Genomic DNA, 12,648 nt, shown 5'->3' with positions numbered 1-12,648 from the left:
ATAGAGGGGGAGGTTCCGCAGCTCCTTCGATTTCCCGATCTCTTCCAACTCCGTTGACATGAAAGGAAGTTGAAAGATCTGGTGGTTGAAGATTCACCGACGGTCAGGGTCGCTTGACGCGGTGCGGCGGGCGGCGGCAGGCTGGCGCCGTGGTGATCGCCGAGGGAGGGGCCCGATGACCGGTCCGGTGCTGTCCGTCGACCAGGGCACGTCCGGCACCAAGGCGCTCGTCGTCTGCCCCGAACGCGGAGTGATCGGCGCCGGGTTCGCCGAGGTGCGCCCGCGGCACCTGCCCGGCGGTCTCGTCGAGGTCGACCCCGAGGAGCTGTACGCGTCCGTCGTCGAGGCGGGCCGCCGCGCCCTCGCCGAGGCCCGGGAACCCGTGGTGGCGCTCGGCCTGGCCAACCAGGGCGAGACCGTGCTCGCCTGGAACCCCGCCACCGGCCGCCCGCTCACCACGGCCCTCGTCTGGCAGGACCGCCGCGCCGAGAGCGTCTGCGAGGAACTCGCCCCGCACGCCGAGGAGTTGCGCGCACTGACCGGCCTGCCGCTCGACCCGTACTTCGCCGCACCCAAGATGGCGTGGATCCGCCGCCACCTCACCCGCGAGGGCGTCGTCACCACCACCGACGCCTGGCTCGTCCACCGCCTCACCGGCGCCTACGTCACCGACGCGGCGACCGCGAGCCGCACCCAGCTCCTCGACCTCGACCGCACGCAGTGGTCACCCCGCGCCCTCGACCTGTACGGACTCGCCGGCGAACGCCTGCCGAGGATCGTCGGCAACGCTCAACCGGTGGGAACCACAGCGGAGTTCGGCCCTGAGATCCCCCTCACCGGACTCGCCGTGGACCAGCAGGCGGCGCTCCTCGCCCAGCGCGTCACCGCACCCGGCGGCGCCAAATGCACCTACGGCACCGGCGCGTTCCTGCTCGCCCACACCGGCGACACCCCGAGGCGCGGCAGTTCGGGACTGGTCAGCTGCGTCGCCTGGAGCCTCGACGGCCGGACCAGCTACTGCCTCGACGGTCAGGTGTACACGGCCGCGTCCGCCGTGCAATGGCTCGCCGACCTCGGGGTGATCAAGGGCGCCGCGGACCTCGACGTGGTGGGCGGCTCCGTGTCCGGCACCGGCGGAGTCACCTTCGTGCCCGCGCTGGCCGGACTCGCCGCCCCCTGGTGGCGTGGTGACCTGCGCGGCTCGCTCACCGGGCTCGGCCTCGACACGACCGCCGGCCATCTGGTGCGGGCGCTGTGCGAGGGGATCGCCGCGCAGGTCGCCGAGCTCGTGGACGCCCTGGAGTCCCCGCTGGAGACCCTGCGCGTCGACGGCGGCCTGACCCGCTCCGCCCTGCTCATGCAGACCCAGGCCGACCTTCTGCAACGCCCCGTCGAGGTGTCCGCCCTGCCCGACGCCACCGCCCTCGGTGCCGCCGCCCTGGCCAGGCTCGGCGCGGAGCCGGGCCAGAAGGTCACGGAGGTCCTTCCGGACCGGCAGCCGTCCGTCGTCCACGAACCCCGGATCACCGCCGACGAGGCCGCCGACCGCCGCGCCCGCTTCCGCGCCGAGGTCAGCGCCCTCCTCGACCGGACCCCCGCATGACGGTCACCACCCACGGCCCCCTCCCCGGCACGCCGTACGACGTGGTCGTCATCGGTGCCGGAGTCGTCGGCAGTGCCATCGCCCGCGAACTGGCCCGCCGTCCCCGGCTGCGCACAGCGGTCGTCGAGGCCCAGGACGACGTCGGGCAAGGCAGCTCCAAGGCCAACACCGCCATCCTCCACACCGGCTTCGACGCGGTCCCCGGCTCCCTGGAGGCCCGCCTCGTCCGCGACGGCTCCCGCCGGCTCGCCGAGTACGCCGCCGAGTCGGGCATCCCCGTCGAACCCGTCGGCGCCCTGCTCGTCGCCTGGGACGAGGAGCAACTCGCCGCGCTGCCCCGTCTCGCGGAGAAGGCCGAGCGCAACGACCACAAGGAGACCCGCCTGCTGGGACGGGCCGAACTGTACGACCGCGAGCCGCATCTCGGCCCCGGCGCGCTCGGCGCCCTCCACGTCCCCGGCGAGAGCATCATCTGTCCCTGGACGACGACCCTGGCGTACGCCACCCAGGCCGTCCGGCACGGCGTGGACCTGCACCTCAACTGCCGTGTGCGGAAGGTGAGTCAGGGAGTACTCTCGACCGACCGGGGAGACCTGCGCACCCGCTGGACCATCAACGCGGCCGGCCTCCACGCCGACACCCTCGACCGCGACCTCGGCCACCACGACTTCACCGTCACCCCGCGCCGCGGCCAGCTCGTCGTCTTCGACAAGTTCGCCCGCGCCCTCGTCCGGCACATCCTGCTGCCCGTCCCGACCGCACTCGGCAAGGGCGTCCTGGTCGCGCCCACGGTGTACGGCAACGTCCTGCTCGGCCCCACCGCCGAGGACCTCGACGACAAGCGGGCCACGCAGTCGACCGCCGACGGTCTGACGCGCCTGCGCGAGCAGGGCCGCCGCATCCTGCCCGAGCTCCTCGACGAAGAGGTCACCGCCGTATACGCCGGCCTGCGCGCCGCCACCGAGTACGACGACTACCGCATCACGGCCCACCCGGAGCAGGCGTACCTCACGGTGGGCGGCATCCGCTCGACCGGGCTGACGGCGTCGCTCGCCATCGCCGCGTACGTGATCGGGCAACTGGACCACAATGGGGTGGAGTTGGGGCCGTCGCGCCGACTGGAACCGGTCCGCATGCCCAACCTGGGCGAGGCGCTCCCGCGCCCGTACCGACGTCCCGACCTGATCGCCGCCGACCCGGAGTACGGCACCCTCGTCTGCCACTGCGAGCGCGTGTCGCGGGGCGAGATCCGTGACGCCCTCGCGAGTGCGATCCCGCCGGGCAGCCTGGACGGGCTGCGGCGCCGGACCAGGGCGCGGGGCGGGCGTTGCCAGGGGTTCTACTGCGGGGCGGCCGTGCGGCAGCTGTTCGAGGAGGCCCGCGGATGACGCGACAGGTCGACGTCCTCGTCGTCGGCGCGGGCCCCGCCGGGCTCACCGCCGCCGCCCGTCTCGCCGCCTCCGGCGCCGGGCGGGTGGAGGTGCTGGACCGGGAGCAGCGGGCCGGGGGAGTGCCGCGGCACTGCGCGCACGGCGGCTTCGGCTCCTGGCGGCGCCCCCTGACCGGCCCGGCGTACGCCCGACGGCTCGTCGAGACCGCAATGAGCGCCGGTGCGGTCGTACGGACCGGCGTGACCGCCCTCGACTGGGCCGGCCCCCTCGCGCTGAACACCGTCGGCCCGGGCGGGCCGGAGACGATCGAGGCCCGCGTGATCCTTCTCGCCACCGGCGCCCGCGAACGCCCCCGCGCCGCCCGCCTGGTGCCGGGGACCCGTCCCGCCGGCGTCTACACCACCGGTGAACTCCAGCAGGCGGTGCATCTGTTCGGGCAGCGGATCGGCACCCGTGCGGTGATCGTCGGCGCGGAGCCGGTGTCGTACCGGGCCGCCGACACCGTACGGGCGTCGGGAGCGGAGGTCGTCGCGCTGGTCACCGAGGCCGAGCGCGCGCAGGTGTCGCTCGTCCGCGCCCAGGACGCCCGCCTCCGTCGCGGGGTTCCCCTCCTCACCGGGGCCGGCGTCGCCGAACTCCTCGGCCACGGCCGCCTGTCGGGCGTCCGCGTCCGGCACCGGGACGGTCGTACGGCCGAACTCGCCTGTGACACCGTCGTGTTCACCGGCGGCTTCGTGCCCGAGAACGAGTTGGCGCGGCGGGGCGGGCTGAGGCTCGTCGCCGACGCCGGGGCGACGTCACGCCCCGGGGTGTTCGCCGCCGGAGGCCTGACGCACCCGGGGGAGAGCGCGGCCGGAGCTGCCCGCTCGGGTGCCCGGGCCGCCGCCGCGGCCCTGCGCCCTCCGGGGGCCCAGGCTGCCGCTGCGGTCGTGGATTCGTGATGGGCCGTCGCCGTCCTCCGTCACCGGGTTGCCGCCCGCTCGGTGCCGAGGGCCTTGAGGTCGGCGCCCGCGCAGAACGTGCCGCCCTCGCCCCACAGCACCGCCACCCGAGCCTTCTCGTCCGCCTCAACTCCCGGAAGGCGGCGACGGGCCCGACCGGGGCTACTTCTCCCAGGACGCCGGCAGTTCGGTGATCTCCAGCTCGGAGAAGACCAGGTCGAGGTCGTGCACCTGCATCTCGATGCGGACCGTGTGGAGGTCGATCCCCAGCTCATCGGCCCATCGCCGCGCGGCGTCCGACTCGGGCAGCACCCGCGCTCTCTCCAGATTGGCCCACTTCACACCCCAGACCCAGCCGTCGAGGCCGTCGGCCGTCGCGTGGTCGATGAGACGGTCGTCCAGCGACTTCTGCCACACCCGAGGGACGAGGGACGTCTCGCAGCGCGCCGCCACGCAGTACCGGAACAGATAGCGCAGGTGGGCCGGGGGAATGCTCGTGGTCGGATCGGCGGTCATGTAGACGACGACTTCGTAGTCCCGCAGGTAGTCGGTGAAGCCGTGGTGCACGACAGCGCCGTCCTCGATCTGGTCGAGGGCCTCGGAGAGAGCGGTGATGTCCATGCGGCCGTTGTACCGCAGACGATCTTCGAGCGCGGTCGATCAGATGATCTTCAGCCGCACGAGGGCCCCCAGCGTCAACGCCCCCGGCAGCAGCGGCAGCCACACGGTGATGATCCGGTAGGCCAGCACCACCGCCGTCGCCACCGCCGCCGGTCCGCCCGCCGCCACCAGCGCCACCACCAGCGCCGCCTCCACCGAGCCCAGTCCGCCCGGTGTCGGCACCAGGGCGACCGCGACCGTCGCCGCCAGGTACGCCACCGCCATGTGCAGCGGCGGCACCGGCAGCCCCAGGGCCTGTCCCACCGCGGCCAGCCCCGCCGCCTGGAGCGCGGGAAAGGCCAGCGACCCGCCCCACAGCGCCAGCGCCCTGGACGGCCGGGTGTGCACCTCGCGCAGCTCTCCCAGCGCCGTGCGCAGGAACGCCGTCACGGCCGCCCGCACCCGGCGTACGAGAACGAGCACCCCGGCCGCCACCAGCAGCACCGCCCCCAGCGCGGGCAGCAGTACGCCGACCGCCTCCTCGGGAAGCAGCGAACCGAGACTCAGCGCGTCGGGGAACATCAGCAGCAGCGCGGCCAGCAGCCCCAGCCGGCCGACCGACTCCGCGAGCAGATACAGCGCGAGGGCGGCGGAGGAGCGGGCGAGCGGCACCCCGCACACGGTCATGAACCGCAGGTTGACCGCGCTCGCGCCGAGCCCCGTCGGCAGCAGATGGTTGGCGGCGCCGGCCGCGAACTGCGTGGCGAGCAGCCGCCGCCTGGGCAGCCGCTCCACCACCGCGCCCTGCCGGGTACAGGCCGCGGCGACCCACGTCAGACAGGTGGCGCAGACCGCGACCAGCAGCCACGGCCACTCGGCGGACCGCAGATGACCGAAGCCCTCGGCGAGCACCGAGCGGTGCCGCACGGCGACCACGGAGACGAGCAGCAGCGGCAGCAGGCACAGGATCTGCCGGACCCTGCGGCCGGGAAGCGGGAGGGGGACGCGGCGGGGGCTCACGTCCTCAGAGGTTTTCCGCGCCGCACCAACTGCGGGTTGCGGCAGGGGGGACGGGGCATTGCTGACGGTCATCGGATCCTTCGGGGAGGGGGACGCGGCGGGGGAGGGGGACGTACGGTGAGCGGACGTACGGTGAGCGATTCTTCCGGGGCGGTGTGTGATTCTTCCGGGAACGTTGACCTCAACAACGCTTGAGGTCCTACGTTCGCTCCCATGAGCATGGAAACCACAGCCTGGACACAGCTGCACAGCGTGATGAACGCGCAGACGGAGACCCGCCCCTTCGCCCGCGCGACGCTGCGCCGCATCGGCGCGTTCGCCCGCCCGCACCGCACCCGCATCGCCCAGTTCGTGGTGCTCGGGGTGGCCACCGCGCTGCTCGCCGTCGCCACCCCGGTCCTCGCCGGCCATGTCGTGGACGCGATCGTGACGGGCGACGACGAGGGCACGGTCGTCCGGCTCGCCCTGCTCATCGCGCTCATCGCGGTCGCCGAAGCGGCCCTGGGCATCCTCGGACGGCGGCTGTCGGCCACGCTCGGGGAGGGACTCATCCTCGATCTGCGGACGGCTGTGTTCGATCATGTGCAGCGCATGCCGGTCGCGTTCTTCACACGGACACGTACGGGAGCACTGGTCTCCCGACTCAACAACGACGTCATCGGTGCGCAGCGGGCGTTCAGCAACACCCTCTCCGGAGTGGTCAGCAACCTGGTGACCCTGCTGCTGACGCTCGCCGTCATGCTCACCCTGTCCTGGCAGATCACCCTGCTCGCGCTCGCCCTGCTGCCGGTCTTCGTGATCCCGGCCCGCCGCATGGGAAGCCGGATGGCCCGCATGCAGCGTGAGGCGGCCGCCCTGAACGCGGCGATGGGCACCCGCATGACCGAGCGCTTCTCCGCGCCCGGCGCCACCCTGGTCAAGCTGTTCGGCCGTCCGGAGCAGGAATCCGAGGAGTTCGCGGCCCGCGCGCGGCGGGTGGCGGACATCGGCGTGCGCACGGCGACCGCCCAGTCCGTCTTCATCACCGCCCTCACCCTGGTCTCCGCCCTGGCCCTCGCGCTCGTCTACGGCCTCGGCGGCTGGTTCGCCCTGCGCGGCACCCTGGAACCGGGCGCGGTGGTCTCCCTCGCCCTGCTGCTGACCCGGCTCTACGCCCCGCTCACCGCCCTCGCCGGTGCCCGCGTCGAGGTGATGAGCGCGCTGGTCAGTTTCGAGCGGGTCTTCGAGGTGCTGGACCTGAAGCCGCTCATCGAGGAGAAGGAGGACGCCCGCGAGGTCGGTGAGGGGCCGGTCGCGGTCGAGTTCGACGCCGTCCGCTTCGGCTACCCGTCCGCCGACAAGGTCTCGCTGGCCTCCCTGGAGGAGGTCGCCTCCCTCGACACCCGCGGGGGTGAAGAGGTCCTCAAGGGCATCTCCTTCCGCGCCGAACCCGGCCAGACCGTGGCCCTCGTCGGCTCCTCCGGCGCCGGCAAGTCGACCATCGCGCAGCTGCTGCCGCGCCTGTACGACGTCGACGAGGGCGCCGTGCGCGTGGGCGAGGAGGACATCCGCGACCTGACCGCCCGCTCCCTGCGCGAGACCATCGGCATGGTCACCCAGGACGGCCACCTCTTCCACGACACGGTCGGCGCCAACCTGCTGCTGGCCCGCCCCACCGCGACCGAGGACGAGCTGTGGGACGCCCTGCGCCGCTCCCGCCTCGACGATCTCGTACGGTCCCTGCCCGACGGCCTCGACACCGTGGTCGGCGAACGCGGCTACCGGCTCTCCGGCGGCGAACGCCAACGCATGACCATCGCCCGGCTGCTGCTGGCCCGCCAGCGCGTCGTCATCCTCGACGAGGCCACCGCCCACCTCGACAACACCTCGGAGGCGGCGGTGCAGGAGGCGCTGACGGAGGCGCTGGAGGGCAGGACCGCGATCGTCATCGCGCACCGGCTCTCCACGATCCGCGCGGCCGACCAGATCCTCGTCGTGGAGGCCGGACAGATCGTCGAACGCGGCACGCACGACGAGCTGCTGGCGGCCGGCGGACGCTACGCCGAACTGCACCGCACCCAGTTCGAGGAACGGGATCCGGCCAAGGTCGGCCGTGACATCGATCAGAAGGACACAAAGCTCGACAGCATCATTGCCACCATCTGACACAGAACCTAGTGTGCGTTCGGTTTCCCAACATCGCCGAACAGGATCTGACGCTCCCTCAAAGCCGCACGGTCACCCGGCCGTAGTGAGGAAGGCAACGGTCATGTCGCACACTTCCGAGTCCCCCACCCGGACGCCCGTCAGCCGCCGCCGGCTCCTGGAGGGCGGGGCCGCCCTCGCCGGCGCCCTGGCCCTCCCCTCCTGGACCGCCGGCACGGCCCGTGCCGCCGCCGAGTCCCCCGAGTGGAACGGCCGCGTCGACGTCTTCCGGCTCGGCACCCAGCCGCCCCACAGCACCCTCATGCCGTACGCGACCCTCGGCCAGGCCCTCGCGGCCGACCGCACGGACTCGCCCTACCGGCTGAGCCTCGACGGCCGGTGGAAGTTCGCCCACGCCGAGCGCCCCGACGACCGTGACCCCGACTTCTTCGCCACCGACCTCGACGACAGCGACTGGGACACCATCCCCGTCCCGTCCGTCTGGCAGAAGCACGGTTACGACCGCCCGATCTACGTCAACATCACCTACCCCTACTGGGGCCCCAACGGCCTGGGCGAGGAGCCGCAGCCGCCCGCAGCCCCGACCCGCTACAACCCCGTCGGGCAGTACCGCAGGACCTTCACCGTGCCCCGCGGCTGGTCCGGGCGGCGCACCTTCCTGCACTTCGAGGGCGTGAAGTCGGCGCACTACGTGTGGATCAACGGCGCACTCGTCGGCTACCGCGAGGACTCCTTCACCCCCGCCGAGTACGACATCACCGACCATCTCAGGCCCGGCACCAACCAGATCGCCGTCGAGGTCTACCGCTACTCCGACGGCGACTGGCTGGAGGACCAGGACATGATCCGGCTGAGCGGCATCTTCCGCTCGGTCCACCTCTACTCCACCCCGGCCGTGCACCTGCGCGACTTCAAGCTGGACACCCCGCTCGGCGACGACTACGCCTCCGCGCAGCTGTCGGTGACGGCGAGCGTCCGCGCCTACGCGGCGGGCCACGCCGGTGCGTACACCGTCGAGACCCAGCTGTACGACGCCGACGGCCACCCCGTCTGGTCCCGCCCGCTCCAGCAGTCCGCCGACGTGCGGACGGTCGGCGAGGACACGACCGTACGGACGGCGAGAGCCGTACCCGAGCCGCGGCTCTGGTCGGCCGAACACCCGTACCTGTACACGGCGGTGCTGCGGCTGCGCGGCCCGTCGGGCAAGGTCACCGAGACGCTCTCCCACCGGGTGGGACTGCGCGAGTTCGCGCTCAAGGACGGCCTGATGCGCATCAACGGCCGGCCGGTGTCCTTCCGCGGCACCAACCGCCACGAGATGCACCCCGACCGAGGCACCGCCCTCACCCGCGCCGACATGATCCGGGACATCGAGATCATCAAGCGGATGAACATGAACTCGGTCCGCACCTCGCACTACCCCAACAACCCGCAGTGGTACGAACTAGCCGACGAGTACGGCCTCTACCTCGTCGACGAGACCAACCTGGAGACCCACGGCATCCGCGGCGAGTACCCCGGCAACCACGCCGACTGGTCCGCCGCCTGCGTCGCCCGCGCCCAGAACATGGTCCACCGCGACAAGAACCACGCCTCCGTCGTCATCTGGTCCCTCGGCAACGAGGCGGGCGCCGGCAGCACGTTCACCGCCATGCACGACTGGATCAAGTCCTACGACACCACCCGCGTCGTGCAGTACGAGGGCGACGACCGCCCGGGCGTCAGCGACATCCGCTCCGAGATGTACGAGAGCCCCGCCCGCGTCGAGGACCGCGCCAAGGACACCACCGACACCCGGCCGTACGTCATGATCGAGTACTGCCACGCGATGGGGAACTCCAACGGCAACTTCAAGAAGTACTGGGACGTGATCCGCGCCCACGACGTCCTCCAGGGCGGCTGGATCTGGGACTTCGTGGACCAGTCCCTGAACTGGCCGACGCCCGCGCGACAGCGGTTCACGGAGGAGGGGCCCGGCGGGATACGGGGCGAACTCATCGCGCCCAGCGGCTCGTTCGACCGGGCGAGGGGCGTCTCGGGCGGCACGGTCTTCGCCCGCGACGACCGCCTCGACCTCACCGGCTCCCTCACCCTGGAAGCCTGGATCACCCCGCACGTCCTCGGCTACCACCAGCCGATCGTCGCCAAGGGCGACACCCAGTACGCCCTGAAGCAGAGCGACGGAAACCTGGAGTTCTTCATCTACGGCGGCGGCCAGTGGGTATCCACCAGTTGGGCCCTACCGGGCGACTGGACGGGCAGCGAACACCACGTCGCCGGAGTCTTCGACGCGGAGGCCGGCACCCTGACCCTGTCCGTCGACGGCACGGTCCGGGCCACCCGCACGACCACGCGGCGGCCCAGCAGCAACACCGCGCCGCTCGCCCTCGCCACCGACGTCGACAACATCACCCGCGAGTTCAGCGGCACCATCCGCAAGGCGCGGGTCTACGCCCGGGCCCTGAGCGCCGCCGAGCTGGCCTCCGGCAGCCGGGGCCCCGGTGACGAGGGCGTCCGGTTCTGGTTCGACGCGGCGAGCGTCGGTCGCACGGCACAACGCCCCCGCGAAAAGACCTTCCTGGCGTACGGCGGCGACTGGGGCGACAACCCCAACGACGGCAACTTCGTCGCCGACGGCATCATCACCGCCGACCGCGGCCACACCGGCAAAGCGGCGGAGATCAAACGGATCTACCAGGCGATCAACGCCACGGGCGACGCGGACGCGGTGACTCTGACGAACGAGTACCTGTTCACCAACCTCCGGAAATTCGACGGACGTTGGACGCTGGTGGCCGACGGGAAGCCGGTCCGGCACGGCAGGCTGAGCCGCGACCAGCTGGACGTGGCACCCCTGTCCAGCAAGACGATCACCGTCCCCGTACGGCTGCCGGCCGACCCGGCGCCCGGCACGGAGTACTTCCTGGAGCTGTCCTTCACCACCAAGGAACGCACACCATGGGCCGGGCCGGGCTTCGAGGTGGCCAAGGCCCAACTCCCGCTGGACGCGGGCAGCCCCGCCGTCACACCGCTGCCCTTGGACGAGGTGCCGCACCTGACCTACGACGACGGCCCGACACAAGTCATTGTCACCGGCACGGACTTCACCGTCACCATCGACAAGAAGACCGGCGTCATCACGTCGTACGAGGCCCACGGCAGCCGGCTCATCGCCACCGGTCCCGTCCCCAACTTCTGGCGGGCGCCCACCGACAACGACCACGGCAACGGCCAGCACACCCGCAACCAGACGTGGCGCGACGCGGGCGCCCGCCGCAAGGTCACCGACGTCACCGTGAGTGCCGTACGGGACAGGGCGGTCAGGATCGAGGTCGGCGGCACGCTCCCCACGACCACGGAGTCGACGTACACCACCACCTACACGGTCTTCGGCAACGGCGAGATCAAGGTCGACAACACGCTGCACCCGGGGGCGAGTTCACTGCCGTACATCCCGGAGGTGGGCACCCTCCTGTTCCTCCCCGGCCGTCTGGACCAGATCCACTACTACGGCCGGGGCCCCGAGGAGAACCACTGGGACCGCAACGACGGCACCGACGTCGGCCTCTGCTCCGGCTCGGTCGCCGAGCAGTGGACCTCCTACATCCGGCCGCAGGAGAACGGCAACAGGACCGATGTCCGCTGGGCCGCCCTCACTGGCCGGGGCGGCACCGGCCTGCTGGTGAGCGGCGAGCCGCTGCTGGAGGTCAACGCCTCCCGCTTCACCCCGGAGGACCTCTCGGTGGGCGCCCGCCACGACTACCAGCTCACCCCGCGCCAGGAGGTCGTCCTGCGGGTGAACCACCGGCAGATGGGCGTCGGCGGCGACAACAGCTGGGGCGCGCACACGCACGACGAATACAAGCTGTTCGCCGACCGGGACTACACCTACACCTACCGGCTGCGCCCGATCACGGACGTCACCGCGGCGACGCAGCTGTCCCGGCGGCCGACGGCGGCGGAGTGACGTCGGCCCTGATCAGGCCCTGCTCACGCAGTGCCGCCCAGAGGCCGTCGGGGACGGTCCTAGCGTGCAGTTCGACGTTGCGCCGGACCTGTTCCGCGGTCCGCATGCCGAGGGTGACGTTGACGACGGCGGGGTGGGCGAAGGGGAAGGCGATGGCGGCGGTCGGCAGCGTGGTGCCGTGCGCCGCGCAGACCTCGGCGATGGCCCGGGCCCGCCGCACCAGGTCGGTCGGGGCGTTCTGGTAGTCGTACTTCATGCCTTCGGCGGGGCGGTCCTTGGAGAGCAGGCCGGAGTTGAAGACGCCGACGGCGACGACGCTCTTGCCGTGGGTCTGTGCGGCGGGCAGGACGTCGTCGAGGGCGGACTGGTCGAGCAGTGTGTAGCGGCCGGCGAGCATGACCACGTCGGCGGCGGTCTCGCGCAGGAAGCGGGCGAGCATGGCGGACTGGTTCATGCCGGCGCCGATCGCTCCGATCACGCCCTGGTCGCGCAGGTCGGCCAGGGCGGGCATGGCCTCGTCGGCGGCCTGTTGCCAGTGTTCGTCGGGGTCGTGGAGGTAGACGACGTCGATGCGGTCCAGGCCGGTGCGCTCCAGCGTGGCCTCCAGGGAGCGCAGTACGCCGTCGCGGCTGAAGTCCCATTGCCGGCGCAGGTCGTCGCGGACGACGAAGCCCTGGTCGTCGACGCCGGTCGGGTGTTCGTTGGGGACCAGGAGGCGGCCCACCTTGGAGGAGATGACGTACTCATCGCGGGGGCGGTCGCGCAGGGCGGCGCCGAGCCGGCGTTCGGAGAGGCCCAGGCCGTAGTGCGGCGCGGTGTCGAAGTAGCGGACGCCCGCGTCCCAGGCGGCGTCGACGGCGTCCGCCGCGGCCTGCGGCTCGGTCACCCGGTAGAGGTTGCCGATCACCGAGGCGCCGAAGCCGAGTTCGGTGAGTTCGACGGGGGTGTGAGGGATCTTCCGGCGGTGCAAGGGATGCTCCT

At 72.1% G+C, this 12,648-nt stretch carries 7 protein-coding genes and 2 pseudogenes; 5 read left to right on the top strand and 4 right to left on the bottom strand.

Going from position 1 to position 12,648, the window contains the following annotated elements; genetic code table 11:
- The first annotated feature begins 175 nt into the window (after positions 1 to 175).
- The 3 genes and pseudogenes from ACFUO4_RS05495 to ACFUO4_RS05485 form a co-directional block, all read left to right on the top strand.
- Positions 176 to 1,603, top strand: a complete 1,428-nt coding sequence (locus ACFUO4_RS05495; protein WP_383480162.1) for an FGGY family carbohydrate kinase — start codon at positions 176 to 178, stop codon at positions 1,601 to 1,603.
- Entirely contained in the window at positions 1,600 to 2,991 is a 1,392-nt protein-coding gene (locus ACFUO4_RS05490; RefSeq protein ID WP_383480160.1) for an FAD-dependent oxidoreductase, read from the top strand. The genes ACFUO4_RS05495 and ACFUO4_RS05490 overlap by 4 nt, the downstream gene beginning before the upstream one ends.
- Positions 2,988 to 3,890 (top strand): annotated as a pseudogene (locus tag ACFUO4_RS05485) (NAD(P)/FAD-dependent oxidoreductase); the annotation flags it as partial. The gene ACFUO4_RS05490 and the pseudogene ACFUO4_RS05485, both read left to right, overlap by 4 nt.
- Before the next feature lie 45 nt (positions 3,891 to 3,935).
- Here the strand turns inward: ACFUO4_RS05485 and ACFUO4_RS05480 are convergent.
- From ACFUO4_RS05480 to ACFUO4_RS05470, 3 genes and pseudogenes are all read right to left on the bottom strand, one after another.
- Positions 3,936 to 4,063 (bottom strand): annotated as a pseudogene (locus ACFUO4_RS05480) (enoyl-CoA hydratase); the annotation flags it as partial.
- Between the two features lie 34 nt (positions 4,064 to 4,097).
- Positions 4,098 to 4,556: a hypothetical protein gene (locus ACFUO4_RS05475; RefSeq protein ID WP_383480158.1), complete on the bottom strand. Its 459-nt coding sequence runs from the start codon at positions 4,554 to 4,556 to the stop codon at positions 4,098 to 4,100.
- A 39-nt stretch (positions 4,557 to 4,595) separates the two neighbouring features.
- A complete protein-coding gene (locus ACFUO4_RS05470; protein WP_383480156.1) occupies positions 4,596 to 5,627 on the bottom strand; it encodes a YbhN family protein in 1,032 nt (343 codons plus the stop codon).
- Between the two features lie 147 nt (positions 5,628 to 5,774).
- On the opposite strand from ACFUO4_RS05470, the gene ACFUO4_RS05465 reads away from it, so the two are divergent.
- Complete coding sequence (locus ACFUO4_RS05465; protein WP_383482308.1) at positions 5,775 to 7,700, top strand: ABC transporter ATP-binding protein; 1,926 nt, start codon at positions 5,775 to 5,777, stop codon at positions 7,698 to 7,700.
- A gap of 103 nt (positions 7,701 to 7,803) precedes the next feature.
- Positions 7,804 to 11,667: a glycoside hydrolase family 2 TIM barrel-domain containing protein gene (locus ACFUO4_RS05460; protein WP_383480154.1), complete on the top strand. Its 3,864-nt coding sequence runs from the start codon at positions 7,804 to 7,806 to the stop codon at positions 11,665 to 11,667.
- Here the strand turns inward: ACFUO4_RS05460 and ACFUO4_RS05455 are convergent.
- Positions 11,621 to 12,637 carry an aldo/keto reductase gene (locus tag ACFUO4_RS05455; RefSeq protein ID WP_383480152.1) on the bottom strand — a complete coding sequence of 339 codons (1,017 nt, stop codon included), beginning with the start codon at positions 12,635 to 12,637 and terminating at the stop codon, positions 11,621 to 11,623. The genes ACFUO4_RS05460 and ACFUO4_RS05455 overlap by 47 nt on opposite strands.
- Between the last annotated feature and the right edge of the window lie 11 nt (positions 12,638 to 12,648).

This window comes from Streptomyces sp. NPDC057280 (assembly GCF_042668605.1).
Taxonomy (GTDB): Bacteria; Actinomycetota; Actinomycetes; order Streptomycetales; family Streptomycetaceae; genus Streptomyces.
This window is presented reverse-complemented; position numbering and strand designations above follow the sequence as displayed.

Bases quoted from the DNA above. Each gene is read 5' to 3' on its own strand.
- ACFUO4_RS05495 (WP_383480162.1), top strand. From the start codon at position 176: ATGACCGGTCCGGTGCTGTCCGTCGACCAGGGCACGTCCGGCACCAAG.
- ACFUO4_RS05490 (WP_383480160.1), top strand. From the start codon at position 1,600: ATGACGGTCACCACCCACGGCCCCCTCCCCGGCACGCCGTACGACGTG.
- ACFUO4_RS05475 (WP_383480158.1), bottom strand. From the start codon at position 4,556: ATGGACATCACCGCTCTCTCCGAGGCCCTCGACCAGATCGAGGACGGC.
- ACFUO4_RS05470 (WP_383480156.1), bottom strand. From the start codon at position 5,627: ATGACCGTCAGCAATGCCCCGTCCCCCCTGCCGCAACCCGCAGTTGGT.
- ACFUO4_RS05465 (WP_383482308.1), top strand. From the start codon at position 5,775: ATGGAAACCACAGCCTGGACACAGCTGCACAGCGTGATGAACGCGCAG.
- ACFUO4_RS05460 (WP_383480154.1), top strand. From the start codon at position 7,804: ATGTCGCACACTTCCGAGTCCCCCACCCGGACGCCCGTCAGCCGCCGC.